At 68.3% G+C, this 24853-nt stretch carries 19 protein-coding genes; 10 read left to right on the forward strand and 9 right to left on the reverse strand.

The window, feature by feature from the left end:
* Positions 1–32: 32 nt before the first annotated feature.
* Complete coding sequence (locus tag ACLQ7T_RS04890; protein WP_420478405.1) at positions 33–1715, forward strand: AmpG family muropeptide MFS transporter; 1683 nt, start codon at positions 33–35, stop codon at positions 1713–1715.
* A gap of 144 nt (positions 1716–1859) precedes the next feature.
* Here ACLQ7T_RS04890 and ACLQ7T_RS04895 read toward each other — a convergent pair whose 3' ends face one another.
* Positions 1860–4142 (reverse strand): NADP-dependent malic enzyme, encoded by a 2283-nt coding sequence (locus ACLQ7T_RS04895; protein WP_420478406.1) that lies wholly within the window; start codon positions 4140–4142, stop codon positions 1860–1862.
* A gap of 298 nt (positions 4143–4440) precedes the next feature.
* Here ACLQ7T_RS04895 and ACLQ7T_RS04900 point away from each other — a divergent pair, with 298 nt between their 5' ends.
* The 3 genes from ACLQ7T_RS04900 to ACLQ7T_RS04910 are packed head-to-tail and all read left to right on the forward strand — an operon-like array spanning position 4441 to position 7963.
* Positions 4441–6672: a TonB-dependent receptor gene (locus tag ACLQ7T_RS04900; RefSeq protein WP_420478407.1), complete on the forward strand. Its 2232-nt coding sequence runs from the start codon at positions 4441–4443 to the stop codon at positions 6670–6672.
* Positions 6582–7781 (forward strand): PepSY-associated TM helix domain-containing protein, encoded by a 1200-nt coding sequence (locus ACLQ7T_RS04905; protein WP_420478408.1) that lies wholly within the window; start codon positions 6582–6584, stop codon positions 7779–7781. Before ACLQ7T_RS04900 ends, ACLQ7T_RS04905 begins: the two co-directional genes overlap by 91 nt.
* Positions 7778–7963 carry a hypothetical protein gene (locus ACLQ7T_RS04910; RefSeq protein ID WP_420478409.1) on the forward strand — a complete coding sequence of 62 codons (186 nt, stop codon included), beginning with the start codon at positions 7778–7780 and terminating at the stop codon, positions 7961–7963. Before ACLQ7T_RS04905 ends, ACLQ7T_RS04910 begins: the two co-directional genes overlap by 4 nt.
* On the opposite strand, the gene dapF is transcribed toward ACLQ7T_RS04910, so the two are convergent.
* Complete coding sequence (gene dapF, locus ACLQ7T_RS04915; RefSeq protein WP_420478410.1) at positions 7960–8793, reverse strand: diaminopimelate epimerase; 834 nt, start codon at positions 8791–8793, stop codon at positions 7960–7962. The two genes, ACLQ7T_RS04910 and dapF, sit on opposite strands and share 4 nt — an antisense overlap.
* A gap of 58 nt (positions 8794–8851) precedes the next feature.
* On the opposite strand from dapF, the gene ACLQ7T_RS04920 reads away from it, so the two are divergent.
* From ACLQ7T_RS04920 to ACLQ7T_RS04930, 3 genes are all read left to right on the forward strand, one after another.
* A complete protein-coding gene (locus ACLQ7T_RS04920) occupies positions 8852–9664 on the forward strand; it encodes a potassium channel family protein (protein WP_420478411.1) in 813 nt (270 codons plus the stop codon).
* 119 nt (positions 9665–9783) lie between these two features.
* Complete coding sequence (locus tag ACLQ7T_RS04925; RefSeq protein ID WP_420478412.1) at positions 9784–11943, forward strand: prolyl oligopeptidase family serine peptidase; 2160 nt, start codon at positions 9784–9786, stop codon at positions 11941–11943.
* Between the two features lie 131 nt (positions 11944–12074).
* Positions 12075–14237: a prolyl oligopeptidase family serine peptidase gene (locus ACLQ7T_RS04930; RefSeq protein ID WP_420478413.1), complete on the forward strand. Its 2163-nt coding sequence runs from the start codon at positions 12075–12077 to the stop codon at positions 14235–14237.
* A gap of 108 nt (positions 14238–14345) precedes the next feature.
* On the opposite strand, the gene ACLQ7T_RS04935 is transcribed toward ACLQ7T_RS04930, so the two are convergent.
* The 3 genes from ACLQ7T_RS04935 to ftsY all read right to left on the reverse strand — a co-directional run bounded on the left by ACLQ7T_RS04935 (position 14346) and on the right by ftsY (position 16658).
* Positions 14346–14969, reverse strand: coding sequence for a MarR family winged helix-turn-helix transcriptional regulator (locus ACLQ7T_RS04935; RefSeq protein ID WP_420470197.1), 624 nt, complete (start codon positions 14967–14969; stop codon positions 14346–14348).
* A 77-nt stretch (positions 14970–15046) separates the two neighbouring features.
* Complete coding sequence (locus tag ACLQ7T_RS04940) at positions 15047–15721, reverse strand: inner membrane-spanning protein YciB (protein WP_420478414.1); 675 nt, start codon at positions 15719–15721, stop codon at positions 15047–15049.
* Position 15722: 1 nt separating this feature from the next.
* Positions 15723–16658, reverse strand: coding sequence for a signal recognition particle-docking protein FtsY (gene ftsY, locus ACLQ7T_RS04945; protein WP_420478415.1), 936 nt, complete (start codon positions 16656–16658; stop codon positions 15723–15725).
* Positions 16659–16728: 70 nt separating this feature from the next.
* On the opposite strand from ftsY, the gene ACLQ7T_RS04950 reads away from it, so the two are divergent.
* Entirely contained in the window at positions 16729–18816 is a 2088-nt protein-coding gene (locus tag ACLQ7T_RS04950; protein WP_420478416.1) for an NAD(+) synthase, read from the forward strand.
* Between the two features lie 267 nt (positions 18817–19083).
* Here the strand turns inward: ACLQ7T_RS04950 and ACLQ7T_RS04955 are convergent, their stop codons facing one another.
* Positions 19084–19959 carry an alpha/beta fold hydrolase gene (locus tag ACLQ7T_RS04955; RefSeq protein WP_420478417.1) on the reverse strand — a complete coding sequence of 292 codons (876 nt, stop codon included), beginning with the start codon at positions 19957–19959 and terminating at the stop codon, positions 19084–19086.
* Positions 19960–20047: 88 nt separating this feature from the next.
* Complete coding sequence (locus ACLQ7T_RS04960) at positions 20048–20560, reverse strand: D-glycero-alpha-D-manno-heptose-1,7-bisphosphate 7-phosphatase (RefSeq protein ID WP_420470191.1); 513 nt, start codon at positions 20558–20560, stop codon at positions 20048–20050.
* Between the two features lie 163 nt (positions 20561–20723).
* Here ACLQ7T_RS04960 and ACLQ7T_RS04965 point away from each other — a divergent pair, with 163 nt between their 5' ends.
* Positions 20724–21890, forward strand: a complete 1167-nt coding sequence (locus ACLQ7T_RS04965) for a DegT/DnrJ/EryC1/StrS family aminotransferase (protein WP_420478418.1) — start codon at positions 20724–20726, stop codon at positions 21888–21890.
* A 4-nt stretch (positions 21891–21894) separates the two neighbouring features.
* On the forward strand, positions 21895–22827 hold the full coding sequence (locus ACLQ7T_RS04970) for a Gfo/Idh/MocA family protein (RefSeq protein ID WP_420470189.1): 933 nt from the start codon (positions 21895–21897) through the stop codon (positions 22825–22827).
* A 399-nt stretch (positions 22828–23226) separates the two neighbouring features.
* Here the strand turns inward: ACLQ7T_RS04970 and ACLQ7T_RS04975 are convergent, their stop codons facing one another.
* The gene (locus ACLQ7T_RS04975; protein ID WP_420478419.1) at positions 23227–23682 is read right to left on the reverse strand and encodes a MaoC family dehydratase; all 456 of its coding nucleotides are present in this window, start codon (positions 23680–23682) and stop codon (positions 23227–23229) included.
* 54 nt (positions 23683–23736) lie between these two features.
* Entirely contained in the window at positions 23737–24726 is a 990-nt protein-coding gene (locus ACLQ7T_RS04980; RefSeq protein ID WP_420478420.1) for a threonine ammonia-lyase, read from the reverse strand.
* Between the last annotated feature and the right edge of the window lie 127 nt (positions 24727–24853).

Genomic DNA, 24853 nt, shown 5'->3' on the forward strand with positions numbered 1-24853 from the left:
ATTGAGTCCGGGTGGCGTCCGGAGACGCGCCCATGACCGACAGCCAGACGCCCGCGACCGAAGCCTCCGCGCCTCGTTCCGTCCCCAAGGGGCTGGGCGTGCTGAAGGCCGCCTTCCGCGAGCGCCGGACCCTGGCCATGCTTCTGCTCGGCTTCTCGGCCGGGCTGCCGTTCGCCATGCTGATCGGCACGTTGAACGCCTGGCTGACCGAGGAGGACATTCCGGTCGCGACCATCGGCATTCTGAGCTGGATCGGCCTGTTCGGCGCCTTCCGCTTCCTCTGGTCCCCGGCGGTCAGCTGGACCCCGCCGGTGATCGGCAAGCGGTTCGGACGGCGGCGAAGCTGGCTGCTGATCCTGCAGATCATCATCGCCGTCGCCCTGGCCCTGGTCGCCCTGTCCCACCCGGGAACGGGCGTTCTGGGACCGCTGGCCATGGGCGCGGCCCTCGGCGCCTTCGCCTTTGCGACACAGGACATCGTCATCGACGCCTGGCGGATCGAGGTGGCGGACGAAAAGACCCCCATCGATCTGCTGTCGACCATCTACCAGCTCGGTTACCGCACCGCCGCCCTGACCGGCGGGGCGGGCGCCCTGCTTCTGGCCGCGGCCATCGGGTGGTCCGGCGTCTTCGTCGTGGCCGCCCTGCTGATGGGCGTCGGGATCATCGGCACCCTGATCGCGCCGGAGCCCGAGCCGTCGTCACAGGCGGCGGTGGCGCGCGAGCGGCGCGGTTCGCCGCGCCTGCGCCTGATCGTGCTGGTCGCCACCCTCGCCGCCTGGGCCTGGGCCGCCTTCATGCTGGTCAACTTCCTGATCACCGCCCTGACCACCTCGCCGGCGCCCAGCGCGGGCGAGTTCACGACCGAGTGGGGCCCGTGGATCGTCGGCGCGACCGTCATCCTGCCCGCCACCCTGGCCGGTCTGATCGTCTGGAAGGGTCGCGCTCCGGGCGCCGCCGAGGCCGCCGCCCCGCCCCGCTTCGCCGACACCCTGTACGACGCCATCCTGGCCCCGCTGGTGGAGCTGATGGGGCGCCTGGGCTGGGGCGCGCTGATCGTGCTGGGCCTGATCCTGACCTACCGCATCACCGACGGCGTCTGGGGCCCCTTCGCCTTCCCCTTCTACATGGGCGACACGGGCGGGGCGCTGGGTCACACCAAGGCCGAGGTGGCGCTGGCCTCCAAGACCTTCGGCGTGGTCATGACGATTGTCGGCATCGCGCTGGGCGGCTGGGCCCTGCTGATCATCGGCCGGATGTGGAGCCTGCTGATCGGCGCCATCCTGTCCGCCGCCACCAACCTGCTGATGATGGACCTGGCGCTGGGCGCCCCGGTCATCGGCGGCTTCATGCGGGCGACGCACCTGTACGACCTGTTCGCGATCTTCCATGTCGGCGAGCCGCTGGCCCGTCTGATGCTGGCGATCGCGGGGGAGAACATCGCGGGCGGCTTCGCGGGCGCGGCCTTCGTCGCCTATCTGTCAGCGCTGTCGAACAAGACCTTCGGCGCGGTCCAGTTCGCCGTCTTCATCTCGCTGGCCCTGCTGATCGGCACCCTGGGCCGGGGCGCGCTGGGCGAGCTCATCGACGCCCGGGGCTATGCGCCGATGTTCGCCATCGCCGCCTGGCTGGGCCTGCTGGCGGTCGTGTTCTGCATCCTGGAATGGGTGCGCGGCGCCGTCGTCGACCGCCGCAAGGTCGAGGCCGGAACCTGATCGGCATCAGAGGAATCGCTTCGCGATTCCTCTGATGCCGTGAATCAGGTTCCAGAATTATGCCGGAGCGAAATCTGAGCCGGATTGGACCTTGTCCAACCCGGCCGATTTCGCTCCGGGCCTGATCGGCCCGGGCCGCCGATCCTATTCCCCGCCCTCGGCGCCTTCCTCGTAGGCTGCGAAGGTCGCGGCGGTGATGATCTCGCTGACCGAGGCGCCCAGCGAAACGATCTGCACGGACTTCTCCAGGCCCACCAGAAGCGGGCCGATCACGGTCGCGCCGCCCAGGGCCTGCACCAGTCGGGTCGAGATCGAGGCCGAGTGGATGGCCGGCATGACCAGGACGTTGGCGTGCCCGGTCAGACGCATGAAGGGGTAGGCGCCGCGCAGTTCTGGCTCCAGCGCCAGTTCCGGCGGCATCTCGCCCTCGTACTCGAAATCGACGCCCTTGCTGTCCAGGATCCGGATGGCCTCGCGCACCTTCTCGCCGCGTTCGCCCGGCGGGTTGCCGAAGGTCGAATAGCTGAGGAAGGCCACGCGCGGGGTCTTGCCCAGCTTGCGCACGGCGGCCGCGGCCTGGATGGCGATCTCGGCCAGTTCCTCCGCGTCGGGCAGCTCATGGATGGAGGTGTCGGCGACGAAGAGGGTGCGCCCCTTGGCCAGCAGGACCGACAGGCCGATCATCCGCTCCTTCACGTCAAGGACGCGGCGGACCTCCTTCAGCACCATGTTGAAGTTACGGGTCACGCCGGTGACCATGCAGTCCGCCTGGCCCCGGGCGATCATGGTGGCGCCGAAATAGTTCCGGTCCTGGTTGATCATCCGCTGGACGTCACGGCGCAGATAGCCGCGGCGCTGGAGCTTGGCGTAGAGCCAGTCGGTGTACTCGGCGTTGTGGTCGCTGATGCGGGCGTTGACGATCTCGATGCCCATCTCGTCGAAATTCAACCCCGCGTCGGCGGCGTTCTTGCGGATCAGCTCCTCGCGGCCGAGCAGGATCGGCGTACCGAGCTCGGCCTGCTTGAAGCCCCAGGCGGCGCGGATGACGGCGGTTTCCTCGCCCTCGGCGAAGACGACCCGCTTGTTCGGCGCCGCGCGGACGGCGCCCGAGATGTTCTGCATCAGGGCGGCCGAGGGATCGAGACGCTGGCGCAGCGACGCGCGATAGGCGTCCATATCCTCGATCGGCTTGCGGGCCACGCCGGTGTCCATCGCGGCCTGGGCCACGAACGGCGGGATGAACCAGATCAGGCGTGGGTCAAACGGGGTCGGGATGATGTAGTCCCGGCCGAACTTCAGCTTGCGGCCCCGATAGGCGGCGGCGACCTCGTCCGGCACATCCTCGCGGGCCAGCGCCGCCAGGGCCTGGGCGCAGGCGACCTTCATCTCGTGATTGATCTGCCGGGCGCGCACATCCAGCGCGCCGCGGAACAGGTAGGGGAAGGCCAGAACATTGTTGACCTGGTTGGCGTAGTCCGACCGGCCGGTGGCGATGATGGCGTCCGACCGCACGGACTGCACATCCTCGGGCGTGATCTCCGGGTCGGGATTGGCCATGGCGAAGATGATCGGATTGGGGGCCATGGTCGCCACCATCTCCCGGGTGATCGCGCCCTTGGCCGACAGGCCGATGACCACATCGGCCCCGACCATCGCCTCGGCCAGCGTACGGTGCGGCGTGTCGGTCGCATGGGCCGCCTTCCACTGGTCCATGCCGTGCTCGCGGCCGCGATAGACCACGCCCTCGCGATCGACGATGACGGTGTTCTCGGCCCGCACGCCCGCCGCCTTCATCAGGGCGATGGACGACAGGCCGGCCGCGCCGGCGCCGGACAGGACGACCTTCAGATCCTCCAGCTTCTTGCCGGCCACATGGGCGGCGTTGATCAGGCCGGCGGTCGAGATGATCGCGGTGCCGTGCTGGTCATCGTGGAAGACCGGAATGTCGAGCAGGTCCTGCAGTTCGCTCTCGATGACGAAGCACTCGGGGGACTTGATGTCCTCCAGATTGATCCCGCCCCAGGTGTCGCCGATGTTCTTGACGACGGTGACGAACTCCTCGGGATCGGTCGTCTTCACCTCGACGTCGAAGCTGTCGACGTCGGCGAAGCGTTTGAACAGGACCGACTTGCCCTCCATCACCGGCTTGGACGCCATGTGACCGAGGTTGCCGAGGCCGAGAATGGCCGTGCCGTTCGAGATGACGGCGACCATATTGCCCTTGGAGGTGTAGTCGTACGCCTTGTCCGCATCCTCGGCGATCGCCAGCACCGGCAGGGCCACGCCCGGCGAATAGGCCAGGGACAGGTCGCGCTGGGTCGCCATCGGCTTGATCGGCGCCATCGAGATCTTTCCCGGAGCGGGAAGGCGGTGGAAGTCCAGCGCGTCCTCGTCGGAGAAGGTCTGTTTGTCTGTCAGGTCAGGCATGGCTCTGGGCGTTTCCGATCGCGGGTTCGCAGGTCTTCAGTCGCCCCGTTCCTAGTGCCAGCGGCGAGGCGGGACAACCGCTGACGCGAGGGAAGGCTCAAGTCCGCCACGCCGGGCTTTGACCACCGCCCGCCGCGGAGGCTGTCCGGAAAAGGTGACGCGGGACGGGCGCATTGTGCGGCTTTCCGCCCGCGCGACGACACGTCGCCCCGCTGCGGCGGTCCGGACGGTTGCGGCCGGGCCATGCGACTGATAGTGCGACCCGTTCTCAATATAAGCCCTCCCCCAAGGCGACCTCGTGACCCTCCGTTCCCTGCTGCTTCTCTCCACCGCCGCCGGCCTGACCCTAGCCTCCACCCCCGCGCTCGCGCAGACCGCGACCCCGACCGAGCTGGACGAGGTGATCGTCACCGGATCCCAGGTCCGCCAGGCGCCCGCCTATGCCGGCGGCCAGGTGGCCACCGGCGGCCGGGTGGGCCTGTTCGGCTCGATGGACGTGATGGACACGCCGTTCTCGAACACCGCCTATACCGAAGCGCTGGTCCGCAGCCAGCAGGCGGTCAGCATCGGCGACGTGTTGCAGAACGACCCGACCGTCCGCGTCTCGAAGGGCTTCGGCAACTTCCAGGAACTGTACGTTATCCGCGGCTTCCCCGTGTATTCGGACGACATGACCTGGAACGGTCTGTACGGCGTTCTGCCTCGCCAGTTCGTTGCGGCCGAACTGGTGGAGCGGGTCGAGGTGTTCCGGGGGGCTTCGGCCTTCCTGAACGGCGCCGCGCCCGGCGGATCGGGCGTCGGCGGGGCCTTCAACCTGACGCCGAAGCGCGCCGGCGACGCGCCGCTGAACCGTCTGACCCTCGGCCTGGAGGGCGGCGAGGCCCTGTACGCCGCCGGCGACTTCTCGCGTCGCTTCGGCGCGAACAACGCGTGGGGCGGCCGCCTGAATGTGGTCGCCCGCGACGGCGAGGGCGAGATCGACGCCCAGAACAGCGAACTGCAGGTCATCGGCCTGGGCCTCGACCACCGTGGTGAGCGCGCCCGCTTCTCGGCCGATTTCGGCTGGCAAAATCACCGCATCGACGCCCCTCGCCCGGCGGTGACGCCGGGAACCGCCATCCCGGACGCCCCCTCCGCCGACAGCAATTTCGCCCAGCCGTGGACCTATACGGATGAGGAGCAACGGTTCGGCGCCGTGCGCGGCGAGTTCGACCTGACCGGCGCCATCACCGCCTGGGCGGCCTTCGGCGGTCGCAGCGGCAAGGAAGAGAACGTCCTGGCCAACCCGAACGCCTCGGCGACCGGCGCCCTGACGGCCAACCGGTTCGACAACGTGCGTGAGGACACCGTCTGGTCCGGCGACGTCGGCATCCGCATGGACCTGACCACCGGCCCGGTCGATCACCGGCTGGTCGCCTCGGCCTCGCAGGTCCAGCTGAAGTCCAGGAACGCCTGGGCCGGCAATTTCGGCGGCTTCGCCATCGGCACGCTGACCGATCCGGCCGTCATCGCCCCGCCGGCGAACGTCAGCGCCTCCGGCGACTTCGACGACCCGCAGATCACCGAGCGCTCGCGGACGTCCAGCGTCGCGGTGGCGGACATGATGTCCCTTCTCGACGACCGCCTGCTGATCACGGTCGGCGCCCGCTATCAGGAGATCAAGACCGGCTCCTACAGCTACGCCGACGGCGCATTCGCCTCCGGCTACGCCAGCGATGCGATCACCCCCGTCTTCGCCGCAGTCTACAAGCCGAGCGAACAGATCTCGCTGTACGCCAACTATGCGGAAGCCCTCGTGCCCGGCACGACGGCGCCGACCCTCGCCAATGCGCTGGTGCCCGGCTGGGGCGCGGTGGCCGTCCCGGTCGAGGTCACCAACGCGGGCGAGGTGCTGGAGCCGTTCCGCGCCGAACAGGCCGAGGTCGGGATCAAGTATGACGCCGGTTCATTCGGCGGCACGCTCAGCGTTTTCCGGATGACCCTGCCCAGCGCCTTCCTGTCGGTCACCTCGAACGGGACCCCCGGATCGGCGACCGACCTGCCCCAGGGCGTCTATTCCGACGGCGGCGAACAGGAGAGCCGAGGGGTCGAGCTGACCGTCTACGGTGAACCGCTCGAGGGCCTGCGCCTGATCGGCGGCGCGACCTGGCTCGACACCGAGATCAAGCGCGCCCTGAATCCCGCCCTGGAAGGCAAGTCCGCCATCGGCGTGCCGGAATTCCAGATCAACGCCAACGTCGAGTGGGACGTCCCGGCCGTCGCCGGCCTGACGCTGGAAGGCCGCGCCGTCTACACCGGGTCGCAGGCGGCCAGCGCCGACAACACCCTCGAACTGGGCAGCTGGACCCGGTTCGACGCCGGCGTGCGCTATGACTTCACCGCGGGCGACCGTCCCCTGACGGTTCGCGCGAGGGTCGAGAACATCGCGGATGAGGACCAGTGGGTCGCCGTCGGCGGCTATCCGGGCTCGGATTATCTGACGCTCGGCGCCCCGCGCACCGTCCGCGTCTCGATCTCGACGGACTTCTGAACCGGATGAAGCCCGACACGATCCGGGCCTGGAGCTGGGTGCATAAATGGTCGAGCCTCGTCTCGACCGTTTTCCTGCTGATGCTCTGTCTTACCGGACTGCCGCTCGTCTTCACCCATGAACTGGACCACGTCCTTCTGGGCCACGACGAGGCCGCGCCGGTCGCCGCCGGCGCGCGGAAGCTGAACCTCGACCAGGTCCTGGACCTCGCCCTCGCCCGAAAGCCGGGCGAGGTTCCGGCCTTCATGAGCTTCGACGTCGAACGGCCGGTGGTGAATGTCACCAGCATCGACCCGACCGGCCCGGACGGGAAGTACAGCTTCCAGCCGATCGACCAGTACACCGGCGAGGCCGCGCCGCTGGTGGCCGGTCATCCGGTGATGGAGTTCATCCTCCAGCTGCATACAGACATGTTCCTGGGTCTGGCGGGAATGCTGTTCCTCGGCGCCATGGGTCTGCTGCTGGTGGCGGCGCTGGTGTCAGGGGTGGTGCTCTACGCCCCCTTCATGCGTCGCCTGCCGTTCGGAACGGTGCGGGCGGCGAAGGCCGCGCGGACGCGCTGGCTGGACTATCACAACCTTCTGGGCGTGGTGACCGTGGCCTGGGTGCTGGTGGTCGGGGTGACGGGCGTGGTCAACACCCTGGCCGTGCCGATCATCGCCTACTGGAAGGACAACGCCCTCAGGGAGCTGACCGCCGCCTATGACGCCCCGGTCAGCCTGACGGAGCGCAGCTCCCTCAACGCCGCTGTCGAACGGGCGAAAGAAGCCCTGCCCGGCATGACCCTGCAGTTCGTCGCCTTCCCCGGCTCGGACTATTCGACCGACAACCACTATGCCGTCTTCTTCCATGGCGACACGCCGCTGACCGAGCATCTGACCACGCCCGCCCTGATCGACGCCCGCACCGGCGCCCTGGCGGCGGTCGCCCCCGCGCCCTGGTATGTGAAGACCCTGTCCCTGTCGCAGCCCCTGCATTTCGGCGACTACGGCGGCCTGCCGCTGAAGATCCTCTGGGCCCTGCTCGACCTGGCGACGATCATCATTCTGGGCAGCGGGCTTTACCTGTGGTGGGGCAAGCACCGGTCGGCCAGGCGGGGCGCGGCATGAAGACCGGTCCCTTCGGCCTGAAGACCATTTTCGCCATTCCCGCGGGGGTCGCCGTCCTGTCCCTGACCGGTCTGGTCGGCGCCCTGCTGGGCGATGGCGTCTGGGACTGGATCGGATGGATCGGTCTGGGCGCCTGTGTCGCGGTGACGATCTGGGCCCTCATCGCCCGGCGCCAGAGCTAGACGGACAACAGCCCCGTCCGCTCCACCTCGACCGGCCCGGTCATGAAGACGTGGTCCGAGGCTTCGTCCCAGTCGATCAGCAGGCGGCCGCCGTCGACGTCCACCGTGGCGTGGCGACCGGTCACCCCGCGCCGGGCCGAGGCCACAAGCGCCGCGCAGGCGCCCGTGCCGCAGGCCCTGGTCAGGCCCGCGCCACGCTCCCACACCCGCAGGCGGATGTGATCCGGCGACAGGGCGTGGACGAAGCCGACATTGACCCCTTCGGGGAACAGCGGGTGGTGCTCGACCAGCGATCCCGAACCGCGCACGAAGCCGTCGTCCGGCGTCTCGCCGACGAAGAAGACCACATGCGGATTGCCCATCGAGACCGCGCCCGGCGTATGCAGCAGGGGGGCGTCGATGGGGCCGACCTGCAGCTCGATCCCGCGCGTGTCCATGTCCTCGGCCAGCGGCACCTGATCCCAGTCCAGCCGAGGCGCGCCCATGTCGACCGTCACCTGTCCGCCCGCCGCGCGCGTCGCCACGGTCGGGCCGCCGGCGGTGTCGATCACCACACGGTCCTTGCCCGTGGACTCCATCAGCACCCAGCCGACGCAGCGCAGGGCGTTGCCGCAGGTCTCGACCATGGTCCCGTCATTGTTCCAGACGCGCATGAAGGCGTCGGCGCTCCCGCTCGGCTCGATGGCGATCAGCTGGTCGCAACCCTCGCCCGTCTCGCGATCGGCGATGGCGCGCACCTGCTCCACCGTCGGCGAAAACGGGGCCTCCAGCGCGTTGACGACCACGAAGTCGTTGCCGGCGCCGTTCATCTTGAGAAAGGGACGGGTCATCAGGCCCATATAGGCCGCAAAGGTTTCGTGTGCGAGCGACCCGCGCTATCGCTGGACCATGAGCGCCAGCCAGACCGATCTTCCCGATCCGACCCCGCGCCGGGACTGGCGCATCCGGGCGCGCATGCGCGCCCTGTATCACGGCTCCTCGCCGGCGGCGGTGCGCTTCCGGCTGACGGTCATCGTGATCGATTTCGCCATCATCGGCTTCTTCCTGGCCGCCCCGATCCTGCATGAGGCGGGGATCGTCTTCTATGTGATCGACTATCTGATCGCCGCCATCCTGCTGGCCGACCTGACCGGCCGGGCCCTGGCCTATACGGACCTCAGGGACTGGCTGAAGAAGCCGGCCACCTGGGTCGATCTGTTCGTCCTGGCGACCCTGCTGTTCCCCTACTGGCTGTTCAACCTGGGTTTCCTGCGCCTGCTGCGCCTGTGGACCCTGCTCCATTCGGACTTCTTCTGGCGGACGGTCGGGCGGCGTTACGACGACACCCGCGTCGAAGAGGTGACCAAGGCCCTGGCCTCCCTGGTGACCTTCATCTTCGTGGTCACGGGTTTCGTCTACGCCACCTTCCGCGGCGCCCACCCGGGGATCACCGGCTATCTGGACGCCCTGTATTTCACCGTCGCCACCCTGACGACGACCGGCTTCGGGGACATCACCCTGCCCGGCAACTGGGGCCGGGTGCTGTCGATCACCGTCATGCTGACCGGCATCACCCTCTTCCTGAGACTGGCCCAGACCATCGTGCGCCCGCACAAGGTCCGCTGGCCCTGCGATCGCTGCGGGCTGCAGAAGCACGACCCGGACGCGGTGCACTGCAAGGCCTGCGGCAACCCGCTCTGCATTCCGGATGAGGGCGTCTGACCGCCCGGATCCACCGTTCGGCCCGCGCATGACAAATCGGTAAGGTGACGGATCGTCGCCTTGCCGACCTTCCGCCCCCGGATAAGGTGCCGCCCGACATTCTCCGGGGGAGTACCCATATGTTCCGTTCCGCCGCGCTCGCCGCGCTCCTCGCCACCACTGCCCTTTCGAGCGCCGCCATGGCCCAGACCGCCTCTCCCGCCCCCGCCGGCTTCGCCACCTCGGACGCCGCCGATCCCTATCTGTGGCTGGAAGAGGTCGAGGGCGAGCGCGCCATGGAATGGGTCCGCGCCCACAACGCCCATTCGCTCGGCGTCCTGCAGGGCGACCCCCGCTACGCCCAGCTGCACGCCCAGGCGCTGGAGATCGTCCAGTCGCGTGACCGCATCCCCGGCGTCGGCTTCAACCACGACGGCACGCTGGATAATTTCTGGCAGGACGCCACCCACGTGCGCGGCGTCTGGCGCACGACGACCCTGGACAGCTACCGCACCGCCGAGCCGCGCTGGGAGACCATCCTCGACATCGACGCCCTCGCCGCCTCCGAGGGCAAGAACTGGGTCTACAAGGGCGTGACCTGCCTGCCGCCGGAAGAGACCCGCTGCCTGGTCAGCCTGTCGGACGGCGGCAAGGACGCCGTCACCGTGCGTGAGTTCGACCGCGCCACCCGCACCTTCGTCGCCGACGGCTTCGTCCTGCCGGAGTCCAAGGGCGGCGCGTCGTGGATCGATGAAAACACCCTCCTGATCTCGCGCGATTTCGGCGAGGGCACCCTGACGGACTCCGGCTATCCGCGCACCGTCCGCCTGATGCGTCGCGGCCAGACCATCGACCAGGCCACGACCATCTTCGAGGGCCAGCAGGCCGACGTCTCGGTCAGCGGCTACACCCTGCGCGACGCCGACGGCGTGGTGAAGGCGACCCTGATCAACCGGGGGATCAACTTCTACGAGGGCGAAACCTGGCGTCTGAACGCCGACGGCACGACGACCCAGCTGCAGCTGCCGGCCAAGTCCAGCATCAACGCCCTCGTCCAGGGCCAGCTGGTCATCACCACCGATCAGGACTGGACCGCGCCCTCGGGGCAGGAATTCAGGACCGGCGACGTCATCGCCTGGAACCTGGACCAGTGGCTGGCCGATCCGGCGACCCCGGCGCAGCTGGTCATCCGCCCGACCGAGCGCGAGGCCATCGAGGGCATCACCGCCACCCGCAACACGCTGGTCGTGGCCCTGTACGAGAACGTGCGCGGCTCGGTTTACGTCTATCAGCCCAATCCGTCGGGCGAGTGGGCGCGCACCCGTCTGGGCCTGCCGCAGAACGTCACCGTCGGCGTCGGCTCGGCCTCGGAGCAGAACGATCAGGTCTTCGTCAGCGTCGCCGGCTACCTGAACCCGTCCAGCCTCTATCTGGCCGACGCCGCCACCGGTCAGGCCGATGTGGTGAAGTCCCTGCCGGCCAAGTTCGACGCCACCGGCATGGTGGTCGAGCAGTTCGAGGCCCGCAGCGCCGACGGCACCATGATCCCCTACTTCGTCGTCCATAAGGGCGATATGCCGATGGACGGCTCGAACCCGACCCTGCTGTACGGCTACGGCGGTTTCCAGAGCTCGCTGCTGCCGGGCTATTCGGCCACGGTCGGCAAGCTGTGGCTCGAGCGCGGCGGCGTCTATGTGATCGCCAACACCCGCGGCGGCGGCGAGTTCGGTCCGCGCTGGCACCAGGCGGCCTTGCAGGAGAACCGCCAGCGCGCCCACGAGGACTTCCAGGCCGTCGCTCTGGACCTTGAGGCCCGCAACATCACCTCGCAGCCCCGCCTCGGCATCATGGGCGGCTCGCAGGGCGGCCTGTTCATGGGCGCCATGCTGACCCAGCGCCCGGACCTCATCAACGGCGCGGTCATCCAGGTGCCCCTGTTCGACATGCTGCGCTTCCACAAGCTGCTGGCCGGCGCCTCCTGGATCGCCGAGTACGGCAACCCGGACATCCCGGAGCAGCGCGCCTGGATCGAGCAGTACTCGCCCTACCAGAACCTGCGCGCGGGCCAGCCCTATCCGGAGGTCTTCATCCACACCTCGACCAAGGACGACCGCGTCCACCCGGGCCACGCCCGCAAGGCGGCGGCGCGTCTGGAAGAGCTGGGCTATCCGGTCCTGTTCTATGAGAACACCGACGGCGGCCACGCGGCCGGCGCCAACCTGCAGGAGACGGCCCGCCGTCTGGCGCTGGAGTACACCTATCTGACCCGCCGCCTGATGGACTCTCCGGCGCAGCAGTAGGCCGACCGGTTCGGGACCACGAAGCGGTGGAGGGGGGTTCCGCTCCACCGTTTCCGGTCCTTGACCACCCCGACCATCCTGCGGATGGTCCCGCTCCCCCTTCCGGGGAGGAATAACGCGGAGTTTCGCTGATGATGAAGTCCCTGATGATGGGTGTGGCCGTGGTCGCAATCGCCGCGCCCGCCTATGCGCAGAGCCAGACCCCGCCCCACTTCCCCGCCGACCTGACCCCCGCCGGGGTCCGCGCCGCCGACGATCATCTGGCGCTGGAGGAGGTCAACGGGACCGAGGCCATGGCCTTCGTTGCGGCGTCGAACGAGCGCGCGCTGGCCAGCCTGACCAATGACCCGCGCTACGAGACTTTCCGGGCCGAGGCCGAGGCCATCCTCACGGCCACCGACCGTATCCCGACGCCCAGCTTCCTTGGCGACGGCATCGGGAACTTCTGGCAGGACGCGACCAATCCCAAGGGCGTCTGGCGCCGCACCACGCTGGAAAGCTATCGCTCCGCGGATACCCAGTGGGAGACGCTGCTCGACATCGACGCCCTGTCCCGCGCCGAGGGCAAGGACTGGGTCTTCAAGGGGGCCAGCTGCCTGGCTCCGGACGAGACCCGCTGCCTGATCAACCTGTCGGACGGCGGCAAGGACGCCGTGGTCGTGCGCGAGTTCGACACCACCACAAAGACCTTCGTGGACGGCGGCTTCGTCCTGCCGGAAGGCAAGCACCGCATCAGTTGGCTGGACCGCGACACCCTTCTGGTCGCCACCGACTTCGGCCCCGGCACCCTGACCGAGAGCGGCTACCCCTTCATCGTCAAATCCCTGAAGCGCGGCCAGACGCTGGCGCAGGCGACCGAAATCTATCGCGGCGAACAAGGCGACGGCGGGTATGGAGTGTCGGCCTCGGTGTTCCGGAATGGCGCGGGCGCCATGCAGGCTGTGGTCTTCAACCGCCCGCTGGACACCTTCCGTTCGGAGACCTGGCTGTGGAAGGACGGCGCCCCGCTGAAACTGCGGCTTCCCGAGCGGGTCTCTCTTTACGGCGTGCAGGGAGATCGGCTGATCTTCTCGAACGACGAGGCCTTCCGGTGGCAAGATGAAACCGTCGCCCCGGGGGCCCTCTTCTCGATCCCGTTGCGATCACTTGAAGACCGACCGAGCGGCCCAGCAGCCGTCTCAGCGGATCATCTCCAGAATGTCGTTTTCCGTCCCACCGAGCGTCAGTCGCTTCAGGACGTCGCCGTCTTCGAAGATCAGCTGGTCGTGGGGATCACCGACAACGTCGTCGGCAAACTGTTGCGCCTGACCCATCGCACCTATGCCTGGGACGCGACCGAGATCACCGTACCGGCCAATCAGGCAGTGTCGCTGGGCGATACATCCCGGGGATCGGGTCGTGTCTTCGTCTCGAGCCAGGGCTTCCTCGCCCCGCCGACGCTGAGCCTCCTGTCGCCCGGCAACACCGTCCTGACTGAGCTGCGTCAGGCCCCGGCCAAGTTCGACGCCTCGACCCATGTCACCGAACAGTTCGAGGCCACGTCCTCGGACGGCACCAAGATCCCCTATTTCGTCACCCGCCCGCGCAACCAGAACGGCCCGGCGCCGACCATCCTGTTCGGCTACGGCGGTTTCCAGGTCTCGTTCCCGCCCGCCTACAAGCCCGAGATGGGCAAGCTGTGGCTCGAGAACGGCGGCGTCTTCGTGCAGGCCAACATCCGGGGCGGCGGCGAGTTCGGGCCGCAATGGCACCAGGCGGTACTGAATGAGAACCGCCAGCTGGCCTTCGACGACTTCGCGGCGGTCGCCCGTGATCTGGAGGCGCGCGGCATCACCACCCCGCGCCGTCTGGGCATCTACGGCCGGTCGAACGGCGGCGTCCTGACCTCAGTCTCGATCACCCAGCATCCGGAGCTGTTCAACGCGGCGGTCATCGAAAGCCCGCTGATCGACATGCTCCGCTATCACGAGCTTCCCGCCGGGGCCTCGTGGATCGGCGAATACGGTGACCCGCGCATCCCCGAGGAGGCCGCCTGGATCGCCCGCTATTCGGCCTATCAGCAGCTTCGTCCGGGCGCGCACTATCCCCGCGTCTACATCACCACCAACACCCGCGACGACCGCGTCCACCCAGGCCATGCCCGCAAGTTCGCGGCCCGTCTGGGCGATCTGGGCTACGACCACCTCTATTATGAGGAAACGGCGGGCGGTCACTCCAACGACGCCGACCCGGTCGCCAACGCCCGCCGCTGGGCCCGCCACTACGTCTATCTGGCGCAGCAGCTGATGGACTGATGAGGCCGGGCTCCATCGGCGATGGAGCCCACTGCCCCTCTTCCGCGCCGGGGAAGTGATTAGTGGCCGGGCTCCGTCGCCGGCAGCCCCAGGCGCCGAGCTCGCGGCTTACGCCGGCTCCGCCACCTTGTCCTTCTTCACCTTGGCCGGCTTTTCAGCCTTCGGGGCCTTGGCGGGTTTGTCCGCCTTCTCGGCCTTGCGGGCGGCCTTTTCAGCCTTCTTGACCTCGCGGGCGGCCTTCTTGGCGGCCTTGGCTTCCGCCTTGGCCTTCAGCGGGGCGGCGTCGGCCTCGCCGGCCAGCTCGCCCAGCAGGTCCAGGAAGACGTCGCGCTTGCCCTTGGGCAGCAGGCCCATGATCCGCTTGTCGGCGGCCTCGACCCGCGGCCGCGCCGCCTCCAGCGCGGCCTCGCCGGCGGGCGACAGCCGCACCGCCTTGGCCCGGGCGTCCAGGGTCGATTTCTCGCGATCCAGCAGGCCCTTGGTGGTCATGCGGGCGACCAGATCCGCCAGGGTCGAGCGGTCGATGCCGGTGGCGCGCACCAGATCGGTCTGGGTCAGGCCCGCCTTGTGGCTGACCGCCTCCAGAACGGCGAACTGCCGCTGGGTCAGACCGTCCGGACCCATCTCTTCCGAATAGACATCCAGCGCCAGCTGCAGGGCGCGATGAATCAGATGGCTGGGCGAGCCCGCAAGGGCGCCGCCACGCTTCGGCTTGTTTCCGGACTTGACCATGAACCGTATCCCCTCGGCTGCTTCGGTAGAGCTAGCAGCCGCATTTTACGGTTTGACGACGGACGATCCCCAAGGCGTCAGAGACCGGTGTCCGGAGACACCGGCTCAGCAGTCTGGCCCTCGTCCTTGATCAGGTGCTTCATGATGAAGAAGACCTGCCAGATGCCGAACGCCGCCGAAGCCATCCAGAGCCCCCCGCGGAAGGCCATCCAGACGTCATAGGGATCCGCCGGCGGACGGTTCAGCGCCTGCAGGGCCGCCTCGACCACCGCCGGATTACGGACCAGCTCGTTCACCACCGCCACCGCTGCGAAATACAGGCCGTAGCGCAGGGTCAGGCCGCGCCAGCCCGCGTCGGTGATCTTCAGCGCCGAGCCCAGCAGATATTTGAACGGATACTTGCCCAGCGGCAGCGAGCCCAGCAGCACGGCGGCCAGCAGGGCGTTCTGCACGGTGATCTTGATCTGCAGCAGCTTGGGATCGTGGAAGACCAGGGTCAGCACGCCGAACAGAAGAGCGAAGCCGCCGGTCAGCAGCGGCAGGGGCGCCAGCCGCTTCTCGACGATCCAGCCGACCGCGAGGGCGATGGCCGAGGCGCCGACCAGCACCCAGGTCGAGTGCAGCATGGCCGCGGTGCTGTCCTGCTTCAGAACAAATCGCATGAAGGCGTAGGCTGCCAGGAAGGCGATCAGCGCCCCGAAATCCACGGCCTGACGGATGTTGGAGCCCCGACGCTCGACAGCTTCGCTCATCTCAGTTCTCCAGTCCGACCAGCGAGCGTGAAAACGCCCGGGCGTCGAAGGGTTGCAGATCCTCGACGCCCTCGCCGACGCCGATCAGCTTGATCGGCGCGTCCGAGGCCTGGGCGACCGGCACCAGCACCCCGCCGCGCGCGGTGCCGTCCAGCTTGGTCATCACCACGCCCGACACATAGGCCGTCCGACCGAAGATCTTTTCCTGTTCCAGCGCATTGCGACCGACGGTCGCGTCCAGCACCAGCAGGGTCTCGTGCGGGGCCTCCGGATCGACCTTCTTCAGCACGCGCACGATCTTGAGCAGTTCGTCCATCAGCTGGCTCTTGTTCTGCAGACGCCCGGCGGTGTCGATCAGGACGACGTCGAAGCCCTCGGCCTTGGCCCGGGTGTAGGCGTCGAAGGCCAGACCGGCGGCGTCGGCGCCGTCGCGACGGCTCTCGAAGGTCGCGCCCGCGCGCTCGGCCCAGACCTTCAGCTGTTCGCGGGCGGCGGCGCGGAAGGTGTCGCAGGCCACGATCATGACCTTGGCGCCCTGCGCCGTCAGGTCCGACGCGATCTTGCCCAGGGTCGTGGTCTTGCCCGAGCCGTTGACCCCGACGAACAGGGTCACGAACGGCTTGTCGCCACCCAGCGGCTCGTAACGGGCCTCGTGATTGATCAGTTCGGCGGCCACGGCCTCGGCCAGGGCCTCCTTGACCTCCTGCTCATTGGCGCCCGCGGAGAAGCGCAGCTCGCGGAAGCGTTCGACGATCCGGTCGGTCGCCGCCGGGCCCAGATCGCTCTCCAGCAGGTGCTCTTCCAGCTGCTCCAGCGCCTTGTCGCTGAGCGGCTCCTTCACGAAGGTGGCGACGACCTGGTCGGTCATCTGTTTCGAGGAGCGGCTCAGGCCTTCGGTGAGGCGCGAGAACCAGCCTTTTTTCGGCGTATCGGTCATGATCCCCGTTTAGCGGTCGGCGTTCGTCAGGTCACGGGCTAACGTAGCCGCAGCCGCCCTTTGGCTCTATATGAGCAAAAGACCCCTGAAGGATCGCGCCTTGACCCGGACCGAACCGTTCCACGCCCCCCGCAACCAGGGCTTCGTGCGCGTCGCCGCCGCGACCCCGGTCGTGCACACCGCCGACCCCGCCGCCAACGCCCGCGAGCATGTCGCCCTGATCGAGCAGGCGGGCGCCCAGGGCGTGGACCTGATCGTCTTCCCGGAGCTGTCGGTCACCGGCTACGCCGTCGACGATCTGTTGATGCAGGACGCCCTGCTGAACGGGGTTGAGGCGGCAGTCGACATGATCGCCGCCGCCGCCCGTGAGGCCGGCGTCATCGCCGTCGTCGGCGCGCCGGTCCGCCAGACCGACGCCCTCTACAACTGCGCCGTGGTGCTGGCCGGAGGCCGCCCGCGCGCCGTCATCCCCAAGACCTATCTGCCCAACTATCGCGAATACTATGAAAAGCGCTGGTTCAGCCCCGGCGGGGAGGTGCGCGGCTCGGCGAAGATCGGCGCGAACTGGGCATGGTTCGGCCCTCGGGTGGTGATTGAGGTCGAGGACCGCCCTGGCTTCACCTTCGCGGTCGAAATCTGCGAGGACTACTGGGCGCCCCTTCCCCCCTCGACCCGCGCCGCCCTGGCCGGCGCGCGCATCCTGCTGAACCTGTCGGCGTCCAACATCGTCATCGGCAAGTCCGAGGAGCGCGGCCTGCTGTCGGCCGGCCAGTCGGCGCGGGCGCAGGCGGCCTATGTCTTCACCGCCTCCGGCTGGGGGGAATCGACCACCGACCTGGCCTGGGACGGCCAGGCGACGATCCACGAGCTGGGCGCGAAACTGGCCGAGGGCCCGCGCTTCTCGACCGAGTCCCACCTCACCATCGCCGATATCGACGTCGAGCGGATCGGGCTGGAGCGGCTACGCACCGGCACCTTCGCCGACTGCGCCCGCGACGAGGACCGCCGCACCGGCGAGGACGATCGCTTCGGCCGCCTGATCATCGAAGCCGAAGACGCCCCGGCCGGCCCTTCCCCGGGCCTGATCCGCCCGCTCGACCGCTTCCCCTTCGTGCCGGACGATCCCGCGCGGCTGGATCAGGACTGCTACGAAGCCTTCAACATCCAGGTCCAGGGCCTGATGCGGCGGCTCAGGGCCACGGGTTCAAAGACGCTGGTGATCGGGGTTTCGGGCGGGCTGGATTCGACCCAGGCCCTGCTGGTCGCCTGCCGCGCCTTCGACCGGCTGGGCCTGCCGCGCACGGGTATCCTCGCCTATACAATGCCCGGCTTCGCCACCTCCGAGGGGACGAAGTCGAACGCCTGGGCGCTGATGAAGACGCTGGGCGTCACGGGCGACGAGATCGACATCCGTCCCGCCGCCGAGCGCATGCTGGCCGACATCAAGCATCCCTATGCGAACGGCGAGCCGGTCCACGACATCACCTTCGAGAATGTGCAGGCGGGCCTGCGCACCGACTACCTGTTCCGCCTCGCCAACCAGAACGGCGGCCTCGTGCTGGGCACCGGCGACCTGTCGGAGCTGGCGCTGGGCTGGGCCACCTACGGCGTCGGCGACCATATGAGCCACTACAACGTCAACGGCGGGGTGGCGAAGACCCTGATCCGGCACCTGATCCGCTGGGTCGCGGCGCGCGAGCATGACGGCGACACCGTGCGCGTCCTGCACGCCATCCTCGACACCGAAATCTCGCCCGAGCTGGTCCCGGCGAAGGATGGCCAGATCCAGTCGACCGAGGCCACCGTGGGCCCCTACGCGCTGAACGACTTCTTCCTGTTCTACATCACCCGCTTCGGCCTGAGCCCGTCCAAAGTGGCCTTCCTCGCCCACAACGCCTGGAAGGACGCCTCGACCGGCCACTGGCCCGAAGGCACGCCGGAGGATGAAAAGGTCGAATACGACCTGCCGACCATCAAGGGATGGCTGCGGAAATTCCTCTACCGTTTCTTCCAGACCAGCCAATTCAAGCGCTCGGCCGTGCCGAACGGGCCCAAGGTGGTCACCGGCGGCTCTCTGTCGCCCCGTGGGGATTGGCGGGCTCCGTCCGACGCGACGGCCAAGGTCTGGATCGACGAGCTGGAAACGAACGTGCCCTAGCGGTTCGCGAGAAACACCAGGACAAGGAGAGCCGGCGCCAGCGGCAGCAGGACCCGGATGATCGGCACGACGCGTCAGGTGTGGCCGTCCACCTCCCGATATCGCCGCGAATAGAGCTCCAGGATGTTGATCGACATCCCGCCGCCCCATGGACGAAATCCGAGGGTGAATATCTCGGGGGTCGATGGCGGCAGGTTTCCGCTACGCTTCAGGGCGTCGACCCGCAGACAGATGCGCTGACCGCGAGAACCGGGGCCAGCCAGCCGATCACGGCACCTCGTTCAGGAACGGGAAGATCGCGGCTTTGGCTTCCGGCTCGTCCAGCATCGGCGCGTGGCCCACGCCGGGCACCTCGACGAAGTCCATCTTGGGGGCGCGCTTGCGCATCCTGGTCGCGATCGCTTCGCTCAGCAGATCCGACGTCTGGCCTCGCACCAGCAGCACCTGACGCCCGCGGGTCAGCCGGCCGAACATCGGCCACAGGTTCGGGACCAGCGCCTTGGGCCCCGCCGCCTTGATCGGCACCGAGATATCCGGGTCGTAGTTCAGCACCGGCGCCCCTTCAGTCCCCTCGCGGAAGATGCGGCGGGCGAAGGCGTCCCAGTCGGCATCCGTATAGTGGGGGAAGGCGACCTCGTTGATCCGCCTGGCGTAGGCGGCGGCGTCGGCCCAGGTCGGGGTGTCCACCGGCTGACCGGAATAGGCGGCGATCCGCGCCAAGCCTTCCCTGGCCACCTCCGGCCCCACGTCGTTGATGATGGCGGCGGCAATGACCTTCGAGCGGATCGCCGCCAGGGCCATGGTGATCAGCCCGCCCATAGAGGTCCCGACGAAGACCGCGCGCTCGATGCCGGTCTGCTGCAGCAGGGCCAGCACGTCCTGGGCATAGGTCGCCGGCAGGTAGGTCATGGGGTCCGGGGCGACATCGGACAGGCCGCGTCCCCGCACATCGATCGCCAGCACCCGACGGCCGCTCTGGGCGATCAGGGGGGCGATGACCTCGAAATCCTTCGAATTGCGGGTCAGGCCGTGGATGCAGACGACCGGCAGCTTGGCCGGTCCGCCCGCCGGCGCATAGTCGCGCGCATACAGGCTCAGTCCGTCCGCACTGGTCCAGCGGCGATCAACGAAGGTCTGGCTCATGCGGTCTCCGGGTGAAGGCGGGTGGATCGTAATTCATCGCGGAGGGAAAACCCACCGGTCGAACCCTGACGATCCTGTCAGAAGCGGTTCAGTGGCCGAGGAGTTCGCGCACGAAATCGTCGAGATCGCCGCCCTCGAACCGGAAGCCGGGGATGCCCGCCCGTCGGGCCGCCTCCATATCGGAGGGCTGGTCGCCGATCATGAAGCTCTTCGCCGGGTCGATGTGATGTTCGGCGACGGCCCGCAGGATCATGCCCGGGTTGGGTTTCCGGTCGGGGTGGTCGGGATGGATATAGGCCTCCACCCGGCCTTCGGAGTGATAGGGGCAGGCATAGACCGCGCCGATCCGCCCGCCGGCCAGGGCCAGCTTGCGAACGATCAGGTCATTGAAGGCGTGCATCTGCTGTTCGGAGAACAGGCCGCGCGCCACACCGGACTGGTTGGTGACGATGACGCAGAGATACCCCAGCCGGTTCAGCCGCCGCACGGCCTCGCCGGCGCCGGGCATCATGCGCAGCTGTGATTCGAGATGGGGATAGCCCGTGTCCTCGATCAGAACGCCGTCGCGGTCGAGAAACACAGCGGGATGGCCGGTCGACATGGCCCCGGGATAGGCGCCATCACGTTTCGTTGCAATCCCTCACCCGAAGTGACCCGCCGGGATTTGGCGAGAACCCGGGGGATTTGTTAGGGAGCGCCCATCCAGACCGGCGCGTTCACCCCGCGCCGCCATGCCCGCGTGTCCGCGACCGGAGAGTTCCGACATGACCATCGCCTTCATCGACCTTCAGGCCCAACGCCTCCGCCTCGCCGGAAAGATCGAGGCCGCCGTTCAGGAAGCGGTCGTCGGCGGCGCCTGGGTCATGGGCCCGCAGGTGCGTCAGTTCGAGGCCGATCTGGCCGCCTTCGGTCAGGCGAAGCACGCGCTGGGCTGCGCCAACGGCACGGACGCCCTCGTCCTGCCGCTGATGGCCTGGGGCGTGGGGGCGGGCGACGCCGTTTTCGTACCCAGCTTCACCTTCACCGCCACCGCCGAGATCGTACCGTGGACCAATGCCGAGCCGGTGTTCGTCGACGTCAATCCGGTCACCTACAACATGGACCCCGCTGCGCTGGAGCGCGCCATCGAGGGCATCAAGGCCGAGGGGCGCCTGACCCCGCGCGTGGTCATCGCCGTCGACCTGTTCGGCCAGCCCGCCGACTATCCGGCCATCAAGGCCATCTGCGACAAACACGGCCTGAAGCTGATCTCGGACTCGGCCCAGGGCTTCGGCTGCACCATCAACGGCGAGCACCCGATCAAATGGGCCGACGTCACCACCACCAGCTTCTTCCCGGCCAAGCCGCTGGGCTGCTACGGCGACGGCGGCGCGGTGCTGACCAATGACGACGACCTGGCCCAGGAGATGGACTCCTACCGTGTCCACGGGAAGGTGGTCGCCAAGGACCTGACCGCCGGGGCCGACGCCTTCGAGCACGACCCGAAGTATCTGGCCATGCGCATCGGCATGAACAGCCGTCTGGACACCATCCAGGCCGCCGTCCTGATCGAGAAGCTGAAGGTCTTCGGCGAGGAGATCGGGTGGCGCAACCGCATCGCCGCCCGCTACAACGAAGGCCTGCGCCCCCACGTCGCCGCCGTGCCGGACGTGCCCGCGGGGAACATCTCCAACTGGGCCCAGTACACGATCGAGCACGAGAACCGCGATGGCCTGATCGCCCACCTGAAGGAACAGGGTGTGCCGACCGCCGTCTACTATCCGGTGCCGATGCACCTGCAGCCGGCCTACAATCACTTCCCGCGCGGCGCGGGCGGCCTGCCGGTCACCGAGCGGCTGAAGGACCGGGTCCTCAGCCTGCCGATGCATTCGGATCTGGACGAAGCGACCCAGGATCGCATCATCGCCGCCGTGGCCTCGTTCAAGGGATAAGCGGATGCCGAACACCACCCCCCTCAAGATCGGCGTCGCCGGCGTCGGCGTCATGGGCCGCAACCACGCCCGCGTTCTGTCGGACATCCGCGACTTCAGCCTGTCGGCCGTGTTCGATCCCGACGCCGCCACCGCCGAGGGCGTGGCCGGCCTGTACGACGCCGCCGCCTTCACCGCCGCCGAGGATTTCGTCGCCGCCGGTCTGGACGCCGCCGTGGTCGCGACGCCCAACCGCTATCACGCCGACCTGTCGGTGGCCCTGCTCGAAAAGGGCGTCCACGTCCTGGTCGAAAAGCCCATCGCCGCCACCGTCGCCGACGCCCAGCGCATGATCGACGCGGCGAAGGCCAACGGCCGGGTGCTGATGGTCGGCCAGGTCGAACGCTTCAACCCGGCGGTGGACGCCGTGAAGCGCGCCATCGCGGGTGAGGAGGTCATCTCCATCCAGATCACCCGCGTCGGCCCCTTCCCGCCGCGCATGGGCGAGGTCGGCGTCGTAATCGATCTGGCGGTCCACGACATCGACATCATCCGCCACCTGACCGACAGCGAGATCGTCGAGGTCCAGCCGCAGCTGGCCCGCACCAAGGCCGAGCGCGAGGACACCGCCCTGCTCCAGTTCCGGCTGGAGAACGGGGTCATCGCCCACATCACCACCAACTGGGTCACGCCCTACAAGACCCGCACCCTGCAGGTCGCCACCAAGGGCAAGTTCGTGGTCGCCGACCTGATGACCCGCCAGGTCACCGAATATTTCGGCCAGCAGCCGGACGGCAGCTACTCGACGCGCGGCGTCATGAGCTGGCCGAACGAGCCGCTCAAGAAGGAGCTGGAAGCCTTCGCCCACGCCATCCGCACCGGCGAAACCCCGGCCGTTACCGGCGAGGACGGGCTGCGCAACCTCGAGGTCGCCCTGCGGTGCCTGGGCGAGGGATAAGCCCATGAGCGCTCCGGCTGGCTCGTTCTGGACGACCGTCGGAGCTTTTGTGCTTATCGGTCCGCCTGTCGGCGGAACTGTTGTGGCCGTCTGGAGTGCATTTGAGCAAACCTCGCCGATGTCTCTCGGGGACTGGCTTCAGCTTCCGTTGGGAGGAGCCCTGATCGGCTATCTCGGAGGCGCCATACCGGCTTTCATAACCGGCGTTCTCGCGTCGGCCGCAGCTCCGGTTGTCCCCCGGCGAGAAATCTGGGTCGCAGGCGCCACGCTTCTGGGCGGCGGTGTCTCCTTCGTGACCTACAGCACCATCGGAATGCCGCCGGCCATCTTCGCCGCCGGAGCAGCCGCCTCCCTTGTCGCGAGCCTTGTCGGGCTGCAGGTCCGCCCGCGCCGGGCGAACTAGCCGCCCACCATCTGCATGCCCAGCCATTCGGCGATCAGGGCGGGCTTGTCGCCGCCTTCGATCTCGACGGTCAGTTCGTGCTTGATCAGCCAGCGGCCGCCGCCCTTGTCCTCTGCGGACAGCAGCTTGAACCGGCCGCGGATCTTCGATCCGGCGGGCACCGGGGCGAGGAAGCGCAGCTTGTCGAAGCCGTAGTTGACGCCCATCACCACCCCGTCCAGCGGCGGCACGCAGTCATAGGACATGGCCGAAGCGAGACTGAGGGTCAGGAACCCGTGCGCGATGGTCCCGCCGAACGGCGTCTGCTTCGCCATCTCGGGGTTCACGTGAATGAACTGCCAGTCCTCGGTAGTGTCGGCGAAGGCGTCGATCTTCGCCTGATCGACCAGGAACCAGCGCGAGACGCCGATCTCGGTCCCGATGAGCGACTGCAGTTCTGACGGTTTGGGCATGGTTTCCTCCGGTTTTGCCGTCACGCTAGCCGGGCGGGTCTTCTCTCGAAACCCTTATTTGCCCACGAACCGCCCCTCGATGATCTCGGCGAACAGGGTGGGGTCGACGTTGCCGCCGGACAGGACCACCGCCGTGGTCCGCCCCTTCGCCTCGACCTTGCCCGCCAGCAGGGCCGCCAGCGACACCGCGCCGCCCGGCTCGACCACCAGCTTGAGCGCGCGGAAGGCGTAGCGGACCGCCTCGGCCACCTCGGCGTCCGAGACGGTCTCGACCCGGGCCAGTCGACGGTTGATCGGGAAGGTCAGCTCGCCCGGGCGGTCGGTCATCAGGGCGTCGCAGATGGTGCCGTGGGCCGGGGCGTGGGTCAGGCGTTCGCCCGCCGCCATCGACAGCTGGGTGTCGTTGTAGTCGCGCGGCTCGATGCCGATGACCGGGACGTCGGGCAGGAGCGCGCCCATGGACAGGTTGATGCCGGCGATCAGGCCGCCGCCCGAGGCCCCGCACAGCAGCTGGTCGATCGTCGCCCCGACGGCGTCCGCCTGCTCCACGATCTCCAGCCCGGTCGTGCCCTGGCCCTCAATCACGAAGGGATCGTCGAACGGGCGGACCAGAACGCTGCCGCGCGTGCGGGCGATCTCCTCGCCGATGGCCTCGCGGCTTTCGGTGTAGCGGTCATAGAGGCGGACCTCGCCGCCGAAGGCGATGACCCCCTCGACCTTCACCTTCGGACTGTCGGCCGGCATGACGATGATGGCGCTGGTCCCCATCATCTTCGCCGCGCAGGCCACCGCCTGGGCATGGTTGCCCGACGAATAGGCCACCACCCCGCGCGTCAGTTCCTCCGGGGTCAGCCGACTGATCCGGTTCCAGGCGCCGCGGAATTTGAAGGCCCCCGCCTGCTGCAGGTTTTCGGCCTTCAGCAGCACCCGCCCGCCGAGCCGATCGTTCAGCATCGGGCTTTCGATCAGGGGGGTGCGGACGGCATGGCCGAGAAGCTGACGGGCGGCGTCGCGGACGCCTTCAAAGGAGGCTGTGTGGGTCATGGTGGACGGGTTTAGCGTTTCCTCCCCCCTTGGGGGAGGGGGACCGTCCTGAGCCCGAAGGGCGAGGGAGGGTGGAGGGGCGCCGGCTCCGGGCTGGACCGGGTTGTCGGCGGCCGAACGGGACCCA

It is taken from the genome of Brevundimonas sediminis (genome assembly GCF_048799765.1).
Classification (GTDB): Bacteria; Pseudomonadota; Alphaproteobacteria; order Caulobacterales; family Caulobacteraceae; genus Brevundimonas.